Consider the following 23007-nt stretch of genomic DNA (forward strand, 5'->3'; position numbering starts at 1 on the left):
AGGGGCCTGCCCGGTGAAAGGGGCCCACTGATGGACCTGCAGCTGCTGGCATCGGTGGTCGTTACCCTGTTCGTCATCATGGATCCGCCGGGAACGGTGCCGATTTTCATGTCCCTGACGGCTCAGTTGTCGGCGAAGGACAGGAACCGTTCAGCCTTCCAGGCGCTCCTGGTTGCCACCGGCGTGATTGTGTTGTTTGCCATCTTCGGCCAATCGATCCTGAACTACATGCACATCTCGTTGGCTGCCTTGCAAGGAGCGGGCGGGTTGCTACTGGTACTCATCGCCTTGCAGTTGCTGACAGGCAACACCAGCGGCGAAGAAAACGCTGCCAAGTACAAGAACGTCGCCTTTGTGCCCCTGGGGACGCCGCTCATGGCGGGCCCCGGTGCGATTGTGGCGGTGATGGTGTTCGTGCAGCAGTCCACCGAACTGTCCGACTACCTCGCCGTAGGGACCGGCATCGCGGTGGTCCTTGCCTCGCTCTACCTGGCGATGCGCTTCGCAGGCGTGGTCCAACGCGTCCTCGGTGAGAACGGCGTGGAACTGGTCACCAGGATCGCAGGGTTGCTGTTGTCGGCCATTGCGGTGCAGATGATTGCAGACTCGGTGACGGCGTTCGTGAAGGGCGCTGCCTAGGCAGGCAGTTGCCTGCACAGCGGCAGACAGCAGGCGCAGGGCTGCTGTGTCAGACCTGCGGGCCGGCGGGCAGCAGCTCGTGGAACACTGCCTTGGCGCCCAGGCGTTTCCGCATGACCTCGATGGCCTGCTCATTCTGGTCGACACACACAAATCGGCGGCCCAGCTTCGCGGCCACGGCGCCCAGGGTCCCGGAGCCGGCGAAGAAGTCCAGGCACCAGTCGTCCTTGCGGCTTGACGCGGAGACGATCCTTCGCACCAGTCCTTCAGGTTTTTGGGTGGGGTAGCCTGTCTTTTCCCGTCCAGTGGGGGAGACGATGGTGTGCCACCAGACGTCCGTCGGCAGCTTTCCGCGCTCGCGTTTGGCCGGTGTCACCAGGCCCGGGGCCATGTACGGTTCCCGGTCCACTTCCTCGTTGTCGAAGTGGTACTTGGTCGGGTTCTTGACGTAGACAAGGATGTTGTCGTGCTTGGTCGGCCACCGGTTCTTGGCCCGGGCGCCGTAGTCATAGGCCCAGATGATCTCGTTGAGGAAGCACTCCCTGCCGAAGATCGCGTCCAGCATCACCTTGGCATAGTGGACCTCACGGTAGTCCAGGTGCAGGTAAAGTGTGCCGTCGTCTGCCAACAGCCGCCAGGCTTCCACGAGCTTGGGCTCTAGGAAGGACCAGTAGTCGCTGAAGGCGTCGTCGTAACTGTGCAGGGCGCCCTTGATGGTGTCGTAGGAGCGGCCTTTGAAGCCGACGCGGTCGCCGTCGCCGTCGGCGTTGCGGACCATGCGGGTCTCTTGGCGCCGCTGCACGCGGCCCGTGTTGAAGGGAGGGTCCACGTAGATGAGTGTGAAGGCGCCGTCCGGCAGCGTTGGAAGGAATTCCGCGTTATCCGCGTGCACCACCATGTTGCCGCCGTCCGGCGCCCAAACAGTTTCAGCCATTGAAGGTATTAGGCCTCGGTGTTGCCTGGCTGGGCAGCAGCCGACTCACCGGAAACAACTTCGCCATTGCGGCGACGCGTACGGGTGCGACGCGTCCGTGCGGGCTTCTCAGCGTTGTCGGCGGTTGCCGTGCGGGCTTCGGACGCACCTGCAGCCGGAGCTGCTTCACCCTCAGACGTACGACGACGACGGGTGCGGTTGCGGCCGCCGTCGCCCTTGCTTTCGCGCGAGTCGCCTGACTTGGAGTCGCCGGACCTGCGGCCACGGCCGCCGTCGCGCTTGCCGTCACGGCCGGAACCGCCCGAACGTGCGTTCTTCTTCCCGGTCTCGCCCAGGTCCTCCAGCACCTCGGCGTCGACGCCGGCGAGGACGCGCTTATTGCGGGGCAGACGGCCCTTGGTGCCCTCGGGGATGTCGAGGTCGGTGAAGAGGTGCGGCGAGGAGGAGTAGGTCTCCACAGGTTCCGGAACGTTGAGGCCAAGAGCCTTGTTGATCAGGGCCCAGCGAGGGACATCGTCCCAGTCAACGAAAGTCACGGCGGTGCCCTTATTGCCTGCACGACCGGTACGGCCAACACGGTGCAGGTAGATCTTCTCGTCCTCGACACACTGGTAGTTGATGACGTGGGTGACGTCCTCGACGTCGATACCGCGGGCGGCGACATCGGTTGCCACCAGAACGTCCACCTTGTTGTTGCGGAAAGCCCGCAGGGCCTGCTCGCGGGCGCCCTGGCCCAGATCGCCGTGGATGGCGGCGGCGGCGAAGCCACGGTCCACCAATTCTTCGGCGACCTTGGCTGCAGTGCGCTTGGTCTTGGTGAAGATGACAGTGCGTCCGCGGCCCTTTGCCTGGAGGATGCGGGCCACAACTTCAGTCTTGTCCATGCTGTGCGCACGGTAGATGAGCTGGCGGATGTCGCGCTTGGTAAGGCCCTCATCGTTCGGGTCGGCGGCCCGGATGTGGGTAGGCTGCGTCATGTAGCGGCGTGCCATGGCGATGACCGGTCCAGGCATGGTGGCCGAGAACAGGAGGGTCTGGCGTACCGCGGGAGTACCGGCAATCAGGGTTTCGACGTCGGGAAGGAAGCCGAGATCCAGCATCTCGTCGGCTTCGTCCAGGACCACCATCTTGACGTTCTTCAGGCTCAGGTGCTTCTGCTTGTAGAGGTCGATCAAACGGCCAGGGGTGCCGACCACGATCTCAACACCCTTCTGCAGCGCTTCGATCTGGGGCTCGTAGGCGCGGCCGCCGTAGATGGTGGCAATGCGGGCGTTGCGCTTCCGGGACGCAGCCTGGAGGTCGTTTGCAACCTGCACGGCAAGTTCGCGGGTGGGGACGATCACCAGGGCCTGCGGGGCCCCGGGGACGGCCAGCTTCTCGTAGCCGGCGTCCTCCCTGCCGATAACGCGCTGCAGGGCAGGAATGCCGAAGCCCAGCGTCTTGCCGGTGCCCGTCTTGGCTTGGCCGATGATGTCGTGGCCGCTCAGGGCAACGGGCAGAGTCATGGCCTGGATCGGGAAGGGGTGCGTGATTCCGGCGTCGGCCAGGGACTCAACGATGTCCGCGCGGACGTTGTAGTCGGCGAACGACTTTTCTTCGATCTCGTGGGGCGTCTCGTCCGAGGTGATCGTTTCCTCGGGTTCGATGGTCTCGGTTCCGGTGGAGTCCGTCAGGACTTCATGGGTGTGCAATTCACTCACAGGGAGTTTCCTTATTCATTTAGGCATTGGCGCTGCATGCTCAACGGGATGGCATAGCCGTACCGGAGCAGAACGGGCGCGCAAGCAATTCCAGTGGAAGCCGATCGCGGGCTATCTAAGTACTGGCACTGGTGACCAGTTGGTACATCTCAAGATCGCGTAGGGGCGGGCTTGTTGAGTTCAAAAATTAACTGAATCAACGACCGGGCATCCATTACTACAGGCCCAGTCTATCCTCTGGGAGCCATAAAGCCCGGATCGGTGGCTGAAGCGCGTCAGCCGAGAAGCTCGAACCGGATCTCCCGGGTGGCAATTTCCGCCTTTACGAGGCGTACTCTGACCTTGGTACCTGACTCCAGTTCGCCGTCACACCGTGCCGTGACCGCGGGTTCGGCGATCTGGACCACGCCGTAGGGGCCGCCGTTGCCATTGCCGTTGCCGTTATTGCCGTTTCCGTTGGATGGCTTGGAACCGGAGATGACAACGGCATCGAACTCCTGGCCCACATGGCCTGCTGCCAGCGCTGCCTCCACCGTGTCCAAGGCCGCACGTTCCAATCGCCCGGCCAACTGATCCGAGGAACCCATGATCTCGGGCAGGGAGGGCAGGGCCTCGCGTGCCCAACGGGGGATCTCCTTGTTGTTGCACAGCGCTTCGCAAATCACCAGGACAAAGCGGTCAATGAGCCGCCGCAGCGGAGCTGTGGTGTGGGCATAGGGGGCGCCGATGGCTGCCTGGGTCACGGTTTCCGGCACTTCGCCGTCAAAAGGGGTATAGCCAGCGCCACGGAACAATGTTCCGGCCGAGTGCAAAATGGCCAGTTGCTTCGGATCGGAGGCGTCCAGCGTCCGTAGATACTCGCCGTAGGTGACCTTGCCGTCCCACGGCTTGCCCAGCGCTGCCGTCTGCCGCTTGAAGTGCTGCAGCGACCTCTCGTCAGGGGCAGGCATGGTCCGCAGGATGCCGATCTTCCCGTCCAGCATCAGTTGTGCCGCTGCCATCCCCGTCATGAGGGAGATTTGTGCATTCCAGTCCTCCACCGGCAAGGACGGCGCCGCGACGATCCTGTACCCGCCATCGGTCACCTGGACGATTTCCTGCTCGGGCATGTTGAGGCTGGCCCCGCCACGAAGCCGCTCCAGCTCGACCCTCTTAAGTCCAACTTCCTTGAGGAGCTGAAGTACGGGCAGTGCAGTTCCGTCGTCGATCTGTTGCTGCGCGCCGGCGTAGCTCAGTTTGGCGCGGCTTCGAACGGTTGCCCGCGCAACGGAAACGTTCACTACCTCCGCCTTCGCGTCCAAGTCGAAGTCCCAGACGAAAGCCCCGCAGTCCTGGTCCGCCAGCAAGCTCCCGGCGTTTTCGCTGATGATCTCCGGGTGCAAAGGAATGCGCCCGTCTGGCGCGTAGAGTGTTTGACCCCGGTGCCGCGTTTCCGAATCCAGGGCCCCGCCGGGTGCCACGAAGGACGGAACATCGGCGATCGCGTAAAGGACTTTGTACCCTTCGCCGGCACGCTCGATGTACAGCGCTTGGTCAAGGTCCGTGGACGTGGCGGGGTCAATGGTCACGAAGGTGACCTGCCTGAGGTCCCGCTCGGGCAGGCGGAGGGATTCGACGGCGTCACGCGCCTCCTGCACGGCCTCAACGGGGTACTCGCCGGGCAGTTCAAGCTCCGTCCTCAGGGCCGCGAGGGCTGCTGCGAGCTGGTCCGATGAATCGTCGACGTTGGGCGCTATCCGGTGATGTGACACGAAAATCAGCGTAGCCCGAAACAGGCCGATAGTCTTGGACGCCCACCAGGCAAAAGCCCGCAGCCGCCAAGCGACTGCGGGCTTATTACCGGATCCAGCGTGCTGTGCTGTGGAAGGCTAGCCTGCCGGGGTCAGCGTAAAGCTCGCTGCCTTTTGACCGTCGAGGTCGTTTACCACGATGGTGGTCGGGCCCTTCTTGATGTCAAAGCCTATGACTCCCTGCACAGTCTTCCCGGTCGGTACGTCCCCCCAGGGGAAGGTCCCCATTTTTTCCTCCAGGAAGAGCAGCTCGCCCTCTTTGCCGTCAGCATCGTAGGCCTCGAAGTTTGTGGCTGATGCGTAGCTGGTTCCCGTGGCAGTCTGCCAGGAAACCTCCATCAGCAGGAACCCTCCATTGGCTGGCTCCAGGTAGGGCATGGCCGAAATTTCCGGGGTGTAAAGGGTGTCCACAATGCCCACCTTCACAGTGTCGCCACTGGACACCGTCACCGTGAAGGAATTCGCATCGCTGGCGGTGCCGGGCGAGGGGAGGGGACCTTCCTGGGACGCCGATGGGCGGGCCGGTTCAGCTGCCTTCTGCCCTTGGATCCCTGCAGAGACCAGCGCCAAGGACAGCACCGTGGAAATGATGCCGATGATCATGCCGGCGAGCCACACCACGATGGTGATGATCCATGCCTTCTTCTTGTTCTCCGGGTAGCCAACCAAAGGCCGGCCCTGCTTGTCACGGGCATTACCTGTCAACGTGATGATGAGGTCCACGATCGACCAGATGCCGAACCCGCCGGCGGTCAGGAGCTTGGCTATGCCGGTGCCGATCTTGCCCAGGTAGAACCGGTCGACACCCAGTCCGCCCAGGAGCAAGGAGAGGATCCAGGTGACCACGAACGACTTTGCCGTTCCATCGCCGCCCGGAGGGCCGTAAGAACCCGAACCCGGCGTGGGTTGATAGCCGGAGTAGGGCCCACCTTGATAGGGGCTGCCATAAGGGGCAGGTGCGTTGGGGACCGGAGGAACACCCGCTCCTTGTCCGTTATCGGGCGCGGGCGGGTAATTCGGGTAACTCACGTGGACTTCCTTCAGTGGTGCGGGTGCGAGGTTTTGGATGGCGGACCGGCGGGGACCGGCCGTCGGGCAGCGTGGCCCGCGGGGTTGCCGCTAAGCGGCGTCGAGGGCTTCGAGCAGCGACTTCGCTGCCGCCGTCGGGTCTTCCGCCTCGGTAATGGCGCGGACGACGACGATGCGGCCGGCGCCGGCTGCGAGTACCTCTTCTACGTTGCCAAGGTCGATTCCACCGATCGCGAACCAGGGCAAATCAACGGCCCCGCCTGTGGTCTCTTCAGCGCGCTTGATCGCTTCTGCGGCATATGTGACCAAGCCGGTTCCCACGGCGTCGCGGCCGGGCTTGGTGGGCGTTGCCCATACCGGGCCAACACAGAAGTAGTCCAGACCCGGGTCGCTGGGCGAGGAGGTGATGGCCGCGTTCACTTGCTCGGGAGTGTGGGTGGACAGGCCAATGACGGCAGGGTGGGGCAGGAAGGTACGGGCGACCTCCAGGGGCAGATCCTTTTGCCCCACATGGAACACAGGAGCCCCGGAAACACTGGCAATATCGGCCCGGTCGTTGACTGCCCAGAGCCGTCCATGGCGTTCGGCAACGCTGCGCAGGACGGTCAGCAATTCCAATTCCTCAGCAGCTTCGATCGTCTTGTCGCGGAGTTGGATGATGTCCACTCCGCCCCGGAAGGCTGCATCGACAAAGTCTTCAAAATCGCCTTGGCGTTTGCGCGCGTCAGTGCACAGGTAGAGGCGGGCCGAGGCGAGGGATTCATGCTGGGTCATGGAAACCACACTAGTTCCTCTAAACTGGGCACGTACCGCGGGAGCCGCGACGACCATCATTGTGACCGTCCGGCTGAGAGGGCTTGGGAGCCGACCGCTTGACCTGATCCGGCTAGTACCGGCGTAGGGAAGGAAACAGATGGCAGAAGCCATTCACGCAGATGTCGCCATCATCGGCGGTGGGATCATTGGCCTGGGCATAGCCCATCAAGCACGGAAGCTGGGCCGCTCCGTGGCCCTCATCGACCCGGCGCCTGCCAGTGGCGCTACCTTTGCGGCTGCCGGAATGCTGGCACCGGTGAGCGAACTCCACTACCAGGAAGAAGACCTCCTGGACCTCATGCTCGAGTCATCCCGATTGTGGCCATCATTCGTGGGCGGCCTGCCTCAGCCCACGGAAGCCACCGGATACAGCACGACGCCGACCCTCGCCGTGGGTGCCGACGCCGCGGACCGCAGGGCGCTCGCAGACCTTCGCGCGGCTCAGCTTGCGGCGGGCCTGGAGGTCGAGCCGCTGTCCCTGCGTGAGGCACGGAACCGCGAACCACTGCTGAGCCCGCAAATTTCCTGTGCCTTCGACATTCGTGCGGATCACAAGGTTGATCCGCGGAAATTGGCGGCCCACCTTTTGGCGGCCCTTGCCGCGCATTCGCCGGACGATGGCAGCTGGGTGAAGGGGGCCGAAGATGGGTTCGCCGTTGAGGCCTCTGCCCGAGGGTTGTTGTGGGACGGGGACCGGGTTGCCGGCGTCGAGCTTGAAAACGGCGGCACCGTCCATGCCGCCGAAACGGTCGTGGCCAACGGGCTGGGAGCCCCTCACTTGCGGGGCCTTCCCGAGGGGCTCAGCCTTCCGGTCAGGCCGGTCTACGGAGACATCCTCCGCCTGCGCGTCCCGGCGCACCTCCGTCCGCTTGTAACCGCCACAGTCCGGGGAATGGTCCGTGGAGTGCCTGTCTACATCGTTCCGCGGGAAGACGGAACCGTGGTGATCGGCGCTACGCAACGCGAGGACAGTCTGTCTGCGACCTCCAACGCCGTCTCGGCCGGTGGCGTCTACCAGCTCCTGCGCGACGTGCAGGTTCTGGTGCCTGCCGTGGCTGAACTCGAACTCCTGGAGGCAACGGCCCGCGCACGACCAGGAACTCCGGACAATGCCCCGTTGCTGGGTCGTGTGGACAATTCCACCGGCGAGGTTGAAGGCCTCGTGATCGCCACGGGATTCTTCCGGCACGGTGTCCTCCTCACTCCCGTCGCCGCCGCGATCGTGGGGGAGCTGCTTAGTGGTTCCACGGACCCCCGCTGGTCCATCTTCCGCCCTGACCGCTTCAATGCAACGCGGGGTCACTTATGGCCCATGGAAACCCCTTCAGGGGGCCATAAGTGACCCCGCGTTGCTTTCTCCACAGCAAGGAAACAGTATGAACATCAAGCTCAACGGCACCGTGCACGAAGTGATCGATGGCGCTTCCGTCAGCAGTGTGGTCACCGCCGTCACCGGCCGCGCCTTGGACCACCGCGGACAGGCTGCCGACGGCGGAAAGCTGGGTGTCGCCGTCGCCCGCAACTCCGAAGTGGTACCGCGGAGCCAATGGGCGGCCACTGCGCTGGCCGACGGCGACGAACTCGAACTTGTGACCGCAGTACAGGGAGGCTGAACGATGATCCAGGCAAACACAGAAATCCGCACCGACGCATTGGTGATTGACGGCGTCGAACTGGGCTCCAGGCTGATCATGGGCACTGGAGGTGCGCCCAGCCTTGACGGTCTGGGAGCGGCGCTCCTGGCCTCTGGAACCGAGCTCACAACAGTGGCCATGAGGCGCTACTCGACCGCTGAAACCGGTTCGCTCTTCCAACTCCTGGTGGACAACAACATCCGCGTCCTGCCGAACACGGCGGGCTGCTTCACGGCAAAGGACGCTGTGATGACGGCTGAACTGGCCCGCGAGGCGTTGGAGACCGACTGGGTAAAGCTGGAAGTCATTGCGGACGAACACACGCTCCTGCCCGATGCGGTGGAGCTGGTCGAGGCAACGGAGCAACTGGTGAACAGGGGCTTCAAGGTCTTCGCCTACACCAATGACGATCCCGTCCTGGCGCTGCGTCTGGAGAACCTGGGTGCCACGGCCGTCATGCCGCTCGGCTCACCCATTGGAACCGGGCTGGGGATCCTCAATCCGCACAACATCGAACTCATCGTGTCCCGCGCCTCCGTGCCGGTGGTGCTGGACGCGGGCATAGGCACTGCCTCCGATGCCGCCCTTGCCATGGAGCTGGGCTGCGACGCTGTCCTGCTGGCCACTGCCGTGACCCGCGCCCAGAACCCCGTGCAGATGGGGCAGGCTTTCAAGCACGCCGTCATCGCCGGCAGGTTCGCCAAGCAGGCGGGTCGGATTCCGAAACGTGAGCACGCCCTGGCTTCTTCCGCGATGGAAGGCCGGGCAGAGTTTCTCTAACCGGGCCTTAAACGATGATGACCATCACCTCCAGGTGATGGTCATCATCGTTTAAGGCCTAGAGCCGCAGCGCTTTGGTCAGGGCTTCAGTGTCGTGCTTGGTGCGTGTGCGTCCAAGGTAGACCACCACGCCCGCTGCTGCAGCGGTTCCGAGCACCATCGGCAAGACCCATGGGATCCATGTTGCGCCCGGCTGGTATCCAAGCCCTGCGCTGATGAAAGCGATCCAGCTCAGGGCACCGACAGCGGCCGAGACGCCAGCCGGCAGCGCGATTCCATACCTGCTGTGCCGCTTGTCGTTGGCCCACACAATGAAGCCGGTGGCAACGGTGACCAGGACCACGATGACGAGGGAAAGCATGGGAGCTCCTTAGCGGCAGTTGGGCGGTTACGTGTCAGAGGGCGCCGAAGCCGACCCTGCGGACTTCCTCGGCGCCGATCTCCACATAGCCCAGCACGTTTCCGGGAACGATGATCTGGCGGCCCTTTTCGTCCGTCAGCCGCAGTTCCGAGCCCTTGGACACGGCTTCGGCCACGATCTTGGCGACGGCGTCAGCATCCAGGGCGGATTCGAGCACAATTTCACGGCCAACGTTTTGAATGCCGATCTTTACTTCCACAGCAAGGCCTCCAAGCCAATCAAGTATTAAGTCAGTTCTCTATTTGTAGCTTAGGACTCTTTGGGGAATCGACTGATTCCGCGCCAAGCTAAACGATAGATCAGATCACTGGCTACATCGAGGTCAAGGTTTCCATCCGTTTCGAGCCAATACCGGGCGCTTACCTGGGCCATTCCTGCCAGGCCACGGCCCAGGAGCTGGGCCTCAAGGGGCGGAAGTTTCGTGTCCTCTGCGATTACATGCGCGACGGCGTCGGCGAAGGTCTTGTTGAACGTCTCCAGGCGGGAGCTGACGTCGGGATCATTGATGAGGTCGGACTCAAACACCAAACGGTGCGCCTGATCGTCGTCGGCGATGAACCTGTAATAGGCGCGCATGACCGCCTTGACGCGCTCCTTGTTGTCCGTCGTGGAGTTCAGCGCGCCCAGCATCAAGTCCGTCAGAGTTGCCAGATGGCTGTCCAGGAGGGCCATGTAGAGCTCCCGCTTGGACGGGAAGTGTTGGTACAGCACGGGTTTGCTGACGTGCGCGGTTTCGGCGATTTCATCCATCGCTGCGCCGTGGAATCCATTGGAAACGAACACTTCCAAGGCGGCGTTCAGCAGCTGTGCACGGCGCTCGTCCCTGGGCAGCCTTGGTGAACGGGGTGCAACGGCCCGTTCCTGCTTTGCGGGTGCCTCATCGTTTGCCCGTGTGCCGTCAGCCACAGTCTGCCGCCTTTCCTTTGCAGTTATGACCACTCTACCGGTGGGTAATATGACCCGGCGGCATCGGCAGGCATACATTGGGGTATGGCCTCAATTGTTGCTGCCCATTCCGCCGCGCCCACAGTCCTGCCACCCCTCGTCGAACCGGCCGCCGGGCTCTCGCCGGCCGAGGTGGAGCGGTACTCACGGCATCTCATCATTCCCGAAATCGGAGCCGTGGGCCAACGCAGGCTCAAGAATGCGAAGGTTCTTGTCATCGGCGCCGGCGGCCTGGGCTCGCCCGCGTTGCTGTACCTGGCGGCAGCCGGTGTGGGAACGCTGGGAATCGTGGACGACGACGACGTCGACCTCAGCAACCTGCAGCGCCAGGTCATCCACGGCGTCAAGGATGTTGGCAGGCCCAAGATCGAGTCCGCCCGTGATGCCATCGCGGAACTGAACCCCTTGGTGAATGTGGTCCTCCACAACCTCCGACTGGATGCTTCCAACGCCCTGGAGCTCTTCGCGCAATACGACCTCATCCTGGACGGTGCTGACAACTTCGCCACCCGCTATTTGGTCAACGATGCCGCGGCCATCCTCGGCAAGCCATATGTGTGGGGTTCCATCTTCCGCTTCGACGGCCAGGTCAGCGTGTTCTGGGCCAAGCACGGCCCGAGCTACCGGGATCTCTACCCCGAAGCCCCTCCGGCAGGTTCGGTGCCTTCATGCGGTGAGGGCGGCGTCTTTGGCATGCTGTGCGCAGCGGTGGGTTCACTCATGGTGACCGAGGCCGTGAAGCTGATTACCGGCGTCGGGCGTTCCCTGCTGGGGCGTGTGGCGCTGTTCGATGCCCTGGGTGGTAGCTGGCGGGAAATCAAGGTTTCCAAGGACCCGGAAGCGGAGCCCATCACGGAACTGACCGATTATGAAGCCTTCTGTGGAGTGACGCCGGCCGCTGCAACGGACCAGGACCACACGGTGACCGCGACTGAGCTCGCTGCCATGCTTGCAGAGCGGGAATCGGGGGAGCGGGACTTCGAGTTGGTGGATGTCCGCGAATCCGGAGAGCACAGCATCGTGAGCATCGACGGTTCCGTCCTGATTCCGCAGGGCCGCATCCTGTCCGGCGAAGCCTGGGTCGAGCTGCCGCAGGACAAGGACATCGTATTCCACTGCAAGGCCGGAACGCGTTCGGCAGCCGTGCTGGAAGCGGCGCGCAAGGCCGGCTACAGCCGCGTCAAACACCTCGACGGCGGCATCCTCGCCTGGGTGCGGCAGGTGGAGCCAGGTAAGCCCGTTTACTGATTCATTGCCTGTTTTCAGGCTTGTCTGGGAAGCTCAAGCATGAGCGAAGAATGGACTGAAACAGAACAACGCCCCATCGGCTCCGGGTTCGGGCACGGCTCCACAGCCATGGAGGTCATTGACGGCATCAACCTGCGGGGCAAGACGGCGATCGTCACTGGTGGCTACTCCGGTTTGGGGCTGGAGACCGTGCGGGCCTTGGTGTCGGCAGGGGCAGAAGTGACGGTACCTGCGCGCAGGCTTGAGCACGCCCGTTCCGTCCTTGCGGATGCCGGTCTGTCCGAATCCGTCCGGGTGGAACAGTTGGACCTGGCCGACCAGGAGAGCGTGAAAGAGTTCGCGGTGCGTTACCTCGAGGATCACGACACACTGGACATCCTGATCAACAACGCCGCCATCATGGCCAGCCCTGAACAACGCGTTGGACCAGGATGGGAAGCCCAGTTCGCCACAAACCATCTGGGGCATTACACGCTGGTCAACACGTTGTGGCCAGCGTTGCGGGCCGCGAAAAACGCGCGGGTCATTTCGTTGTCATCGACAGGACACAAGCTTTCGCACATCCGCTTCGATGACATCAACTTCGCCACCGGGTATGACAAGTGGAAGGCCTATGGCCAGGCAAAGACCGCCAACGCCCTCTTTGCCGTGGAGCTCGACCACCTGGGCAGGAAATCGGGCGTGCGGGCCTTCGCCGTCCATCCGGGCGGGATCATGACGGAGCTGCAGCGGCATCTGCCCAAGGAGGAAATGGTGGCCGCGGGGTGGATGGACTCCGAGGGCAACGTCCGCGAAGGATTCAAGACTCCGGAGCAGGGTGCTGCGACGTCTGTGTGGGCGGCCACCTCGGAGGCTGTCAAGGGCAAGGGCGGCGTCTACTGCGAGGATTGCGACATAGCCAAGCCGACGGACAAAGAGTCACCGCTGGCGCGTTACCAGGGAGTGGACGCCCATGCGGTGGACAAAGAGGACGCGGCCAGGCTGTGGGCGCTGTCGGCACAGCTGACAGGAGTGAACGCCTTCGCTTAGGCGAGGAAGAGCCTAGGCGCTTTCGGAGCGGAGCTGGTCGTGGTCCACGGGGCATTCCGGGGCCGCGGCAGCTGCCTGGGGTTGCTCCAGCTGGATCCCATACAGGGCCTCGAGGGCGGCGACGTAGTCGTCCTGCTGGCCATTGGCGGCAAGCTCGCGGGCCCGGACGGTGGGGATGTGGAGCAGTTGCTTGACCATGCGGCGAAGCGCGAACTCCACCTCCTCGGCGGCGGCCGTGCAGCCATGACGGGCGCGGACCTTCTCCATCTCGGCGTCGAGGACGTTCATCGTGTGGCGGCGCAGGGCCACGATGGCCGTATCTACGGAACGGGCTTCACGTTCGGACTCGAAAGAGGCGGCGGCTCCGGTGACAATCGCGCTGGCCTGGGACAGGGACTCGGCCTGTTCCTGGGGAGCAGCGAGACGGACCGACTCGAGGGTCAGCAGTTCCACGCCGTCGAGTTCTCCTACGGCGGGATCGAAGTCGTGGGTCAGGGCGAGGTCGATGGCGATCAACGGCTTGCCCGAGTTGGCCCGGACGCGTTCAAGGTCCGCGGCTTCCACCCGGTTGTCTGAGCCACTGCAGCCGATCATGACATCAGCTTCGGCCACAGCGGTGGGGAGGGTGTCGGCGTCGAGCGCGTTGCCGCCGCGGGTGGCGACGAAAGCCTCCGCGCGGCCCGAGGAAGAGTAGACGGAGATGTCGGTGCAACCACGTTCCCGCAGGAGGGACATGGTGGCACCGGCATAAGCACCTGTGCCGAAGACCACGACTTTCTTGGTGGACCAGTCCTCGTTCTCGGCAAGGTCCGTCGCGAGATCCAGGGCAACTGAGACGATGGACAGCCCGCGTGAGCCGAGCGCTGTTTGGGCGCCAACGTCCTTCGCCGTTTTCGACGCGGCCTGGAAGAGACGGACGAGGCCGGAGCTGGCGGTCCCTTCCTGCTGGGCGGTAATAAGTGCGCGGCGCACCTGTCCGGCGATTTCACGCTCGCCTACCACGGCAGAGTCGAGGCCGGAGCTGACTGCAAAGAGGTGGCGGGTGACGTCGGGGCCGGTGTGCGTAGCGAAGGAGCGGGAGACAAGCTGTTCGTTGAGGCCGCTCAGCTCGCTGATCCGTGAAACAAGGGCCGAACGGGCTGCTTCAAGGTCATCACCGTTGGCCGTTTCGCCGTAAACCTCGTAGCGGTTGCAGGTGGCGAGAACCACCGCACCGGACACCACGGGGGATTCGGTGAGGGCCGAAGAGGCAAGCCCGGAAGAACCGTTGCTCAACTGAGCGACGGTTTCGAGGTCGATGTCGGCGTGTGTAGCCACCAATGAGAAAAGAACCACAGCACCCCAATCATAGCTTTTTCGTAGCCCGGTAGAACAATATGGCACCGTGGGTCTCCCCACGGAGTCCGGTGATCCGCGCCACAGGGTCCACGGGTGGGCGGTACGTGACAGCTTGTCGTTATCTTTTGTCCCGGATTTTCGGCACAATCAAAGGCATGACTTCTAGCTCGGCAGCATCCCAGAGTACGGCCTCCAACTCCCCGGCGGGTAGCCTCGACGCCAACCACCCGCTGAAGGACGGCCGCACTTCGGACTCACCGCTGATTACCGCTTACCGCGGCGGCACACCGTCCCGCCGGCCCGTGTGGTTCATGCGCCAGGCTGGCCGCTCGCTTCCCGAGTACCTGAAAGTCCGCGAGGGCGTTGCGATGCTGGACTCGTGCTTGCGCCCAGAGCTGGCCTCTGAAATCACGCTTCAGCCCGTACGCCGCCACGACGTCGATGCCGCCATCTTCTTCTCGGACATTGTTATTCCCCTCAAGCTGGCAGGTGTCGGCGTAGACATCGTTCCGGGTGTCGGTCCTGTGTTGGACAAGCCGGTGCGCACTGCCGAGGACGTGGCGGCACTCCCGACGCTGACGTGGGAGGCCCTCGAACCCATCCGCGAGGCAGTCCGGCTCACGGTTGCCGAGCTTGGCAGCACCCCGTTGATCGGATTCGCCGGTGCGCCGTTCACGCTGGCCGCCTACATGGTGGAGGGCAAGCCTTCCCGCGACCACCTCGGCCCGCGGACCATGATGCACGCCGATCCCGAAACCTGGACCGCCTTGGCCAACTGGGCTGCCGACGCCTCGGGGTTGTTCCTGCAGGCCCAGCTCGAAGCCGGCGCATCCGCCGGCCAGCTCTTTGATTCGTGGGCAGGTTCCCTCGGCCTGGCCGACTACACCAAGTACGTGGCACCTGCCTCAACCCGCGCCCTGGACCACGTCCGTGGACTTGGCGCTCCGCTGGTCCACTTCGGCACCGGAACGTCCGAGCTCCTGGTTGCCATGCGCGACGTCGGGGTGGACGTCGTCGGCGTCGACTACCGCTTGCCGCTGGATGAAGCCAACCGGCGCCTGGGCGGCACGGTGCCGTTGCAGGGCAATATCGACCCCGCGCTGCTTTCGGCCCCGTGGGAAGTGCTGGAGGCGCATGTCCGCGAAGTCATCGCCGCCGGCACTGCCGCCCCCGGCCACGTACTGAACCTCGGCCACGGAGTACCTCCGGAAACCGATCCCACAGTGCTCACGCGCGTTGTGGAACTCATCCACTCGATCCCCGCCAAGTAGGGGCGCATGCGCGGCGGACATGCAACGCACAAGCCAACAACCACCGCAGTGGTGGTGGGCGGTGGCATCTCTGGTCTTCTGGCCGCGCGGGAATTGGCCATGGCGGGGGCTGGAGTCACCGTGCTGGAAGCAACAGGATCGTGGGGAGGGTGCGTTGGGAGCCATGTGGTTGCCGGTTTGCGCCTGGACAGCGGCGCGGAGTCTTTTGCCACGCGGTCACCGGCCGTAGCCGACCTCGCAGTTGAACTCGGCTTGGGGGAGCAGATCGTCGCTCCCCACCCCGGCGGTGCATGGGTCCAGCTGCCCGACGGGCCGCAGGAACTGCCCAAAACCGGTGTCCTGGGCATCCCCGCCAACCCGTGGGATCCCGAAGTGAGGCGTTCACTCGGTTTCACGGGGGCATTGCGGGCCTCCCTTGACCGGTGGCTGCCGGCATCCGTAGGAACCTCCTCCGAGGTCACGAGTGTCTCGTCGTTGGTCCGTGCGCGGATGGGGAAGAACGTGCTGGACCGGCTTGTTTCGCCGGTGGTCGGTGGCGTCCATTCCGCTGATCCCGGCCTGCTGGATGTGGACATGGTGGCCCCCGGACTGCGGACCGGCATCCGCAAGCACGGATCGCTTGCCGGTGCCGTGGCAGCCCAGCGGAAAGCCGGCGCCGGACCGGCGAAGGCGGGTTCCGCCGTCGCCGGTCTGAACGGTGGCATGAACACACTGGTCACCGCGCTGGTAGCGGATCTCCGTGACCGTGGCGTAAAGCTGTTGACGGAAAAACGCGCCGATGACGTGGTGAAGACCCGCGACGGCTGGCGGGTCACCGCCGGTAATTCCACGTACGACGCCGACCGGCTGGTGGTCGCGCTGGACGGTCCGGCTGCCGTCGGGCTGCTGGAGAAGTCCTTGCCCGCGCTGGCTGCCTTGCGCCCCGCGCCGGGTCCCTTGGTGAGCCTGGTGACCCTCGTTGTGGACCTGCCTGAGTTGGACAGCCGGCCACGCGGAACCGGAATCCTGGTGGCGCCGCAAACGCCCGGAATCACAGCCAAGGCATTGACCCACGCAACGGCCAAATGGGACTGGCTGGCCGAGGAGGCCGGCCCGGGCACGCATGTGGTGCGCCTTTCCTATGGCCGTCGCGAAGAAGCCGGCGGCGGAGCGGATGTGGTCCTGGACGACGACGCACTCCTGGCCGCGGCGTTGGAGGATGCGTCAAAGCTGCTGACGGTGCCGGTGTCCGGCAGTGACGTTGTCGATTGGGATGTGGTGCGGTGGGCGGGAGCCTTGCCGTTCGCGGCGGTCGGTCACAAACAGCGCGTAGCCGAGGTCAGGAAGGTGTGCGCCGCTGCCGAGGGCTTGGTGGTGGTGGGAGGCTGGTTGGCCGGAAACGGCTTGGCTGCCGTCGTCGCGGACACCCGGCGTCAACTCGCCCAGGGAAGCGGCGACGAAGCAACGATTCCGTGATTTACGTCACTTCTACGCCATGTAGAACTGATCCGTTTCGACTTAGGGGCCGGCACGGGGCAAACTTGAACCATGAGCCACACTTCTGTCGAATCTGTCACTAAAACTGCTGAAACCGAAGAGCAGTTCTTTACGCTCTGGACTGTTTTCAAGCGCTCGGCCGACGTCCTGCGCAGCGGCGATGCTGCCCAGGAATTCGAAGCCCTGGTAGAAAAGCTTGCCGCTGACGGAGTGGTCCTGCGCGGCAGCTACGATGTCTCGGCAATGCGCTCCGACGCCGACATCATGGTGTGGCTCCATGGAGCCAAGCCTGAGGACCTGCAGGCAGCGGTCCGCTCCATCCGCCGGAGCAAGCTCTTCGCCGGAACTGAAATCGTTTGGTCAGCCATGGGTGTGCACCGCGAAGCGGAGTTCGCCAAGAGTCACGTTCCGGCGTACGCCCGCGGCGTCGAACCCAGCACCTGGCTCTGCGTCTACCCCTTCGTCCGCTCCTACGAGTGGTACATCCTGCCCGCCGAAGAGCGTGGCGCCATGCTCCGCGAGCACGGCATGCTGGGCCGCGAGTTCCCGCAGGTCATCTCCAACACCGTCTCCTCCTTCGCATTGGGCGACTGGGAATGGATCCTCGGACTGGAAGCTCCGGAGCTGGTGGACCTCGTGGATCTCATGCGCCACCTTCGCGCCACCGACGCCCGCAACCACGTCCGTGAAGAAATTCCGTTCTACACCGGCCGCCGTGTCACCGCGGCCGAGATTGCCGAGGTCCTCGCGTGAGCGCACCGATTGTCTCCACCGAACTGAATGAAGTGACCGAGCGCGGCCGCCAGGAGCCCCAAAACTACGATGCCGTGCTGCTGGCGTCCTTCGGTGGTCCTGAAGGCCAGGAAGACGTGATCCCCTTCCTGCGCAACGTCACCCGTGGTCGTGGAATCCCGGACGAGCGCCTCGAAGAGGTCTCGCACCACTACCGCGCTTTTGGCGGCATCAGCCCCATCAACCAGCAGAACCGCGAACTGAAAGCCGCCATCGAGGCCGAACTTGCCACGCGCGGCATCGACCTGCCGGTGCTGTGGGGCAACCGCAACTGGGACCCTTACATCGCCCCGGTCCTGCAGGACGCTTACGACGCCGGCCACCGCCGCATCCTGATGCTCACCACCAGCATCTACTCCTGCTACTCCAGCTGCCGCCAGTACCGCGAGGACATCGGCATCGCGCTGACCGAAACCGGTTTGGACGGCAAGTTGCAGGTGGACAAGATCCGCCAGTACTTCGACCACCCGGGCGTGGTCCAGCCGTTCCTCGAGGGCACTGCCGCCGGCCTGGAGGAAATCCGGGGCAAGCTTGCCGCCGCAGGTGAAGCTGACCCGGACTCCAAGATCCGGGTCCTGTTCGCCACGCACTCCATCCCGACACGGGACGCTGAAGCCGCAGGCCGTTCGGAAGACGAGCCCCGCGAATTCGCCGAAGGCTCCGCCTACGCTGCCCAGCACCTTGCCAACGCCCAGGCCATCATGGACGTCGTAGCGCCGAACGTCGCGTGGGACCTGGTGTACCAGTCGCGGTCGGGTGCGCCCCACATTCCGTGGCTGGAACCGGACATCAACGACCACCTTGAAGAGATCGCTCCGCAGGGCGTTCGCGGCGTGGTCATTGTTCCCCTCGGATTCGTCAGCGACCACATGGAAGTTGCCTGGGACCTCGACACCGAGGCACTGGAAACCTGCAAGAACCTCGACATCGCAGCAACCCGCGTCCCGACGCCGGGGACGCACGCGGCTTTCGTTGCCGGACTCGTGGACCTTATCTGTGAGCGGACGGTCGATAACAACATCGCGGACCGCCCCCACGTCACGGACCTCGGCCCGTGGTACGACGTCTGCCGCCCGAACTGCTGTGAGAACTTCCGGGGCGCCAAGCCGGTCATCGCGGAAGTTGGCACCACAATCGGAACCCGCCACGATGCCTACCCTGCTTCGGAGGCAGCCAAGTGACTGTCCGCATCGGAACCCGGGCGAGCAAGCTTGCCCTGACGCAGACCCAGCAAACAGCAGACAAGCTGGCCGCGGTGGGTGGCTTCCCCGTGGAGCTGGTGCACATCAAGACCGAGGGCGACGTCAAAACCGGATCCCTTTCGCAAATGGGCGGCACCGGTGTGTTTGTTGCAGCGCTGCGAGATGCGTTGCTGGCCGATACCTGCGATGTTGCCGTGCACTCCCTCAAGGACCTGCCCACCGGAGCAGCGCTTGGCCTGTCCATCGCCGCCACTCCCACCCGGGTGGACGTTCGGGACGTTCTGTGCGCCCGTGACGGCATGACGCTGGCCGAGCTGCCTGCGGGCGCCAAAGTCGGCACCGGTTCACCCCGGCGTGCAGCACAACTGCGGGCGGCCCGCCCGGACATCGAGGTTCTGGACATCCGCGGCAACGTCGATACCCGCCTCGGCCGCGTCCCCGGGCTTCCTGGAAATGCGACGGATGAGGTTGTCCCCGGCAAGTCGTGCGACCTCGATGCCGTGGTGCTCGCCGCCGCCGGCCTGGAAAGAATCGATCGACGGGACACAGTCAGCGAATACTTCGGCACGGATGTAATGCTGCCGGCGCCGGGACAGGGCGCCTTGGCCATTGAGTGCCGTACAGAGGACGCACCTGCGCAGGGTTCGAACGGCGTGCTGGCACAGGCGCTTGCAGCACTGAACGACGACGACACGCGCCTTGCCGTCACGGCTGAACGTGCGGTCCTGGCCCGGCTCGAAGCCGGGTGCGCGGCCCCTGTTGGGGCCTACGCCTTCCGGAAGGGCAGCATGCTGCACCTGGAGGCCGCGGTGTGCGCAGTCGATGGCACCAAAACCGTCCGAGAAAAGAAAGCCACCGACGGCTTGACCGAAGTGGGAGCTACGCTGCTGGGCATTGAAGTTGCCGAACTTCTGTTGGCTGCCGGCGCCGCGGAGATCGCGGACCTTGCAGCATCCTGAGCAAGTGAATCTCGGGCAGGCGATTGCCCGGCAGGCCAGTGCCGGGCAGGCCAAGCCCACTAGCTTGGCCGGTCGGCGGATCCTGATCACCAGGAGCGCCGACCGCGCCCGACCGTTGGCCGCCCTCCTCAGCGGCTTGGGGGCGGAGCCTCTGGTCCTGCCTTTGATCGATTTTGAAAAGGCCCAGGACCAAGCCGCCATCGATGCCGGACTGGACCGGCTCTCAGCCGGCGGCTTTGACTGGCTGGTCATCAGCAGCGTCACCACGGTAAGGGTCCTTGTGGAGAAAGCCGCCGAACGTGGTGTCTCCCTGCCGGACTTGCTGTCCGTCGGAACCAAGGTGGCCACCATTGGAACGTCGTCCCGCCGCGTCCTCGAAACCCTTGGCCTCGCCGTTGACTTGGTACCGTCCGGTGCCCAGTCCGCCGAAGGCTTGGTGGAGGTCTGGGAGCAAGCACCTGCGCGGGTGTTCCTGCCGCAGGCCGATATCGCAGCGCCCGGCCTGAGGGACGGTTTGTCCGCAAAGGGCGCGGACGTGACCGCAGTCGTTGCCTACCACACCGTCGATTTCCCGGCCCCTGAGGAAATGCGACTCGGCGCGGAGGTGCCGGCCGCCGTCGTGAACTCCGGTGACGATACTCCAATCGTCCTCGACCCTGCCGACGTCAAAAAGGCGTTCGACGCCGGAACAGTCGACGCCGTCGTGGCCGCCTCACCCAGTGCCGCGCGGCGGCTGGCGGCCATCTTCCCGACCCTGGGCAGGAGCCGCTTCATCGCCATTGGAGGACCGACGGCAGCGGAAGCCTCCCGCCTCGGCATCACCGTGGCAGCCACGGCCCAGGAACCAACACCGGACGGCATTGTGGCCGCCCTGGAAACTGTTTTCGCCAACGAAGGGAACCCGCAATGAGCTTTCCAAACCACCGTCCCCGCCGCTTGCGCACCACTCCCGCCATGCGCAGGCTCACCGCTGAAAACAGGCTGGCCCCCGCTGACCTGATCCTCCCGGCGTTCATCCGTGAGGGCCTCACGGAACCGAGCCCCATCAGCTCGATGCCCGGTGTCGTCCAGCACACCACCGACTCCTTGAAACGGGCAGCCGCCGAAGCTGTCGAGCTGGGTGTGGGTGGCATCATGCTCTTCGGCGTCCCGGCGGTGCGCGATGCCCGCGGCACCGCGTCCCTTGACCCGGACGGCGTCCTCAACAAGGCCATCCGGGACGTCAAGGCCGAAGTTGGCGACGAGCTTGTCATCATGGGCGACGTTTGCCTCGACGAGTTCACCGATCACGGCCACTGCGGAGTGCTTGACGCCGAGGGCTACGTCGACAACGACGCAACCTTGGAGATTTACGCGCAAATGGCCGTGGCACAAGCTGATGCGGGTGCCCACGTGCTGGGGCCCTCGGGCATGATGGACGGGCAGATTGCCGTTATCCGCCAGGCCTTGGAGGAATCCGGCCACAAGAACACCGCGGTCCTGGCGTACGCCGCCAAGTACGCTTCAGCGTTCTACGGCCCATTCCGCGAGGCCGTCGATTCGCAGCTCAAGGGCGACCGGCGGACCTACCAGATGGATGCCGCCAACCGCCGTGAGGCCATCCTTGAGGTTGAATTGGACCTCGAGGAGGGTGCGGACATGGTGATGGTCAAACCGGCCATGAGCTACCTCGACATCCTGGCCGACGTTGCTGCAATGAGCCCTGTACCGGTGTCCGCCTACCAAATCTCGGGTGAGTACGCCATGATCGAAGCGGCTGCCGCCAACGGTTGGATCGACAGGCGCGGTGCCATCACCGAATCGGTGCTCGGTATCAAGCGTGCCGGAGCCGATACCGTCTTGACCTACTGGGCCTCCGAACTGGCAGGCTGGCTGAAGGAGTCCTGATGACATCCGTTCCCTCCGATCCCACGGCGCCCGTTCCCGCCGACCAGATCCTCCTCGGGCTGAACACCTTCGGCGACGCCGGGCTCGACGCCGAAGGGAATCCCAAGGAGCATGCGCAAGTCCTGCGTGAGCTGCTGGAGGAAGCGAAGCTGGCTGACGCCGTCGGAATCCATGCTTTCGGCGTGGGAGAGCACCACCGCCGCGACTTTGCGGTGTCCGCGCCGGAGGTCTTCCTGGCGGCCGCGGCCGCTGTGACCTCCCGGATCCGTCTTGGCTCGGCCGTGACTGTCCTGAGTTCCGATGACCCCATCCGTGTGTTCCAGCGGTTCGCCACTGTCGACGCGATCTCCAATGGCCGGGCCGAAGTGATGCTAGGGCGGGGATCGTTCATCGAGTCCTTCCCACTGTTCGGCCTGGACCTGGCGGATTACGAGGTTCTCTTCGAAGAGAAGCTGGAGCTTTTCGACAAGGTGCGGGCGCAAAAGCCGGTGCATTGGGAAGGACGGACGCGGCCGAACGTCAGCGGCCTGCAGGTGTATCCGAAGCTGCAGCACCACCTGCTTCCTGCGTGGATCGGAGTGGGTGGTACGCCGGAATCAGTGCTGCGCTGCGCTGAATACGGTTACCCCATCATCTTCGCGATCATCGGGGGAGAACCCCGCCGCTTCGCTCCCTTGGTCAACCTCTACCGCGACGCGATGGCCAAGTACGGTCACCCGATGCGCCAGATAGCAACGCACTCGCCGGGCTTCATCGCCGAGACCGACGAGGCCGCCCGCGAGGAACTCTTCCCGCACTGGCTTGAACAACGGAACAGGATCGGCGCCGAACGTGGCTGGGGTCCGGGAAACCGAGGTGAATTCGATGCCATGTGCGGTCCTGAAGGTGCCCTCTACGTTGGCTCGCCGGAGACTGTCGCACAGAAGATCGCGCTGCTCAAACGGAACCTTGGAGTGGACCGCTTCGACCTCAAGTACAGCAACGGCACCTTGCCCCACCAATCCATGATGCGTTGCATCGAGCTTTACGGCACCGAGGTGGCTCCGCGGGTTGCCGAGCTGCTGGCTGCGGCCTGACTGCCCCCATACTGCCAGGCGGCAGGCCCGCCCGGGAAACA

The 23007-nt window shown here is 64.3% G+C and carries 23 protein-coding genes and 1 riboswitch; of the genes, 14 read left to right on the top strand and 9 right to left on the bottom strand.

From position 1 onward, the window contains the following. The first annotated feature begins 30 nt into the window (after nucleotides 1-30). Nucleotides 31-639: a MarC family protein gene (locus tag ACFVSI_RS17205; protein ID WP_387826225.1), complete on the top strand. Its 609-nt coding sequence runs from the start codon at nucleotides 31-33 to the stop codon at nucleotides 637-639. Between the two features lie 49 nt (nucleotides 640-688). Here the strand turns inward: ACFVSI_RS17205 and ACFVSI_RS17210 are convergent, their stop codons facing one another. The 5 genes from ACFVSI_RS17210 to thiE all read right to left on the bottom strand — a co-directional run bounded on the left by ACFVSI_RS17210 (nucleotide 689) and on the right by thiE (nucleotide 6866). Beyond that, nucleotides 689-1573 (bottom strand): DNA-methyltransferase, encoded by an 885-nt coding sequence (locus ACFVSI_RS17210; protein ID WP_387826228.1) that lies wholly within the window; start codon nucleotides 1571-1573, stop codon nucleotides 689-691. Between the two features lie 8 nt (nucleotides 1574-1581). Beyond that, a complete protein-coding gene (locus ACFVSI_RS17215) occupies nucleotides 1582-3273 on the bottom strand; it encodes a DEAD/DEAH box helicase (protein ID WP_387826232.1) in 1692 nt (563 codons plus the stop codon). A gap of 275 nt (nucleotides 3274-3548) precedes the next feature. Beyond that, a complete protein-coding gene (locus tag ACFVSI_RS17220; protein WP_387826235.1) occupies nucleotides 3549-5024 on the bottom strand; it encodes an RNB domain-containing ribonuclease in 1476 nt (491 codons plus the stop codon). 117 nt (nucleotides 5025-5141) lie between these two features. Beyond that, on the bottom strand, nucleotides 5142-6092 hold the full coding sequence (locus tag ACFVSI_RS17225; RefSeq protein ID WP_387826238.1) for a TM2 domain-containing protein: 951 nt from the start codon (nucleotides 6090-6092) through the stop codon (nucleotides 5142-5144). Between the two features lie 90 nt (nucleotides 6093-6182). Further along, on the bottom strand, nucleotides 6183-6866 hold the full coding sequence (gene thiE, locus ACFVSI_RS17230) for a thiamine phosphate synthase (RefSeq protein ID WP_387826241.1): 684 nt from the start codon (nucleotides 6864-6866) through the stop codon (nucleotides 6183-6185). 27 nt (nucleotides 6867-6893) lie between these two features. After that, nucleotides 6894-7015, top strand: a riboswitch (TPP riboswitch). Here thiE and thiO point away from each other — a divergent pair. From thiO to ACFVSI_RS17245, 3 genes are all read left to right on the top strand, one after another. Then, nucleotides 7006-8250: a glycine oxidase ThiO gene (gene thiO, locus ACFVSI_RS17235; protein ID WP_387826244.1), complete on the top strand. Its 1245-nt coding sequence runs from the start codon at nucleotides 7006-7008 to the stop codon at nucleotides 8248-8250. It overlaps the preceding riboswitch by 10 nt. Before the next feature lie 34 nt (nucleotides 8251-8284). Beyond that, nucleotides 8285-8521 (top strand): sulfur carrier protein ThiS, encoded by a 237-nt coding sequence (gene thiS / locus ACFVSI_RS17240; RefSeq protein WP_387826247.1) that lies wholly within the window; start codon nucleotides 8285-8287, stop codon nucleotides 8519-8521. Nucleotides 8522-8524: 3 nt separating this feature from the next. Then, nucleotides 8525-9322 (top strand): thiazole synthase, encoded by a 798-nt coding sequence (locus ACFVSI_RS17245; protein WP_387826250.1) that lies wholly within the window; start codon nucleotides 8525-8527, stop codon nucleotides 9320-9322. Nucleotides 9323-9380: 58 nt separating this feature from the next. Here ACFVSI_RS17245 and ACFVSI_RS17250 read toward each other — a convergent pair whose 3' ends face one another. The 3 genes from ACFVSI_RS17250 to ACFVSI_RS17260 are packed head-to-tail and all read right to left on the bottom strand — an operon-like array spanning nucleotide 9381 to nucleotide 10727. Beyond that, on the bottom strand, nucleotides 9381-9683 hold the full coding sequence (locus ACFVSI_RS17250) for a hypothetical protein (RefSeq protein ID WP_387826253.1): 303 nt from the start codon (nucleotides 9681-9683) through the stop codon (nucleotides 9381-9383). Nucleotides 9684-9717: 34 nt separating this feature from the next. Next, on the bottom strand, nucleotides 9718-9942 hold the full coding sequence (locus tag ACFVSI_RS17255) for a DUF3107 domain-containing protein (protein WP_144659727.1): 225 nt from the start codon (nucleotides 9940-9942) through the stop codon (nucleotides 9718-9720). Between the two features lie 50 nt (nucleotides 9943-9992). Beyond that, nucleotides 9993-10727 carry a TetR/AcrR family transcriptional regulator gene (locus tag ACFVSI_RS17260; protein WP_144659728.1) on the bottom strand — a complete coding sequence of 245 codons (735 nt, stop codon included), beginning with the start codon at nucleotides 10725-10727 and terminating at the stop codon, nucleotides 9993-9995. A 6-nt stretch (nucleotides 10728-10733) separates the two neighbouring features. On the opposite strand from ACFVSI_RS17260, the gene moeB reads away from it, so the two are divergent. Further along, entirely contained in the window at nucleotides 10734-11936 is a 1203-nt protein-coding gene (gene moeB / locus ACFVSI_RS17265; RefSeq protein ID WP_387826256.1) for a molybdopterin-synthase adenylyltransferase MoeB, read from the top strand. Nucleotides 11937-11975: 39 nt separating this feature from the next. Continuing rightward, nucleotides 11976-12965, top strand: coding sequence for an SDR family NAD(P)-dependent oxidoreductase (locus tag ACFVSI_RS17270; protein ID WP_387826259.1), 990 nt, complete (start codon nucleotides 11976-11978; stop codon nucleotides 12963-12965). A 12-nt stretch (nucleotides 12966-12977) separates the two neighbouring features. Here ACFVSI_RS17270 and ACFVSI_RS17275 read toward each other — a convergent pair whose 3' ends face one another. Continuing rightward, entirely contained in the window at nucleotides 12978-14300 is a 1323-nt protein-coding gene (locus ACFVSI_RS17275) for a glutamyl-tRNA reductase (protein WP_387826262.1), read from the bottom strand. Between the two features lie 158 nt (nucleotides 14301-14458). On the opposite strand from ACFVSI_RS17275, the gene hemE reads away from it, so the two are divergent. From hemE to ACFVSI_RS17315, 8 genes are all read left to right on the top strand, one after another. After that, nucleotides 14459-15574: a uroporphyrinogen decarboxylase gene (gene hemE, locus ACFVSI_RS17280; protein WP_387826265.1), complete on the top strand. Its 1116-nt coding sequence runs from the start codon at nucleotides 14459-14461 to the stop codon at nucleotides 15572-15574. Between the two features lie 6 nt (nucleotides 15575-15580). Continuing rightward, nucleotides 15581-17029, top strand: a complete 1449-nt coding sequence (hemG, locus tag ACFVSI_RS17285; RefSeq protein ID WP_387826268.1) for a protoporphyrinogen oxidase — start codon at nucleotides 15581-15583, stop codon at nucleotides 17027-17029. A gap of 72 nt (nucleotides 17030-17101) precedes the next feature. Beyond that, nucleotides 17102-17803: a hydrogen peroxide-dependent heme synthase gene (gene hemQ, locus ACFVSI_RS17290; protein WP_144659734.1), complete on the top strand. Its 702-nt coding sequence runs from the start codon at nucleotides 17102-17104 to the stop codon at nucleotides 17801-17803. Then, entirely contained in the window at nucleotides 17800-19023 is a 1224-nt protein-coding gene (locus tag ACFVSI_RS17295) for a ferrochelatase (RefSeq protein WP_387826271.1), read from the top strand. The genes hemQ and ACFVSI_RS17295 overlap by 4 nt, the downstream gene beginning before the upstream one ends. After that, a complete protein-coding gene (hemC, locus tag ACFVSI_RS17300) occupies nucleotides 19020-20003 on the top strand; it encodes a hydroxymethylbilane synthase (protein WP_387826274.1) in 984 nt (327 codons plus the stop codon). Before ACFVSI_RS17295 ends, hemC begins: the two co-directional genes overlap by 4 nt. A gap of 4 nt (nucleotides 20004-20007) precedes the next feature. Continuing rightward, a complete protein-coding gene (locus ACFVSI_RS17305) occupies nucleotides 20008-20913 on the top strand; it encodes a uroporphyrinogen-III synthase (protein WP_387826276.1) in 906 nt (301 codons plus the stop codon). After that, a complete protein-coding gene (gene hemB, locus ACFVSI_RS17310; RefSeq protein ID WP_387826279.1) occupies nucleotides 20910-21890 on the top strand; it encodes a porphobilinogen synthase in 981 nt (326 codons plus the stop codon). Before ACFVSI_RS17305 ends, hemB begins: the two co-directional genes overlap by 4 nt. Then, on the top strand, nucleotides 21890-22966 hold the full coding sequence (locus ACFVSI_RS17315) for an LLM class flavin-dependent oxidoreductase (RefSeq protein WP_387826282.1): 1077 nt from the start codon (nucleotides 21890-21892) through the stop codon (nucleotides 22964-22966). The genes hemB and ACFVSI_RS17315 overlap by 1 nt, the downstream gene beginning before the upstream one ends. The last annotated feature ends 41 nt before the right edge of the window (nucleotides 22967-23007 follow it).

Source organism: Paenarthrobacter sp. NPDC057981, from assembly GCF_042886835.1.
Lineage (GTDB): Bacteria > Actinomycetota > Actinomycetes > Actinomycetales > Micrococcaceae > Arthrobacter.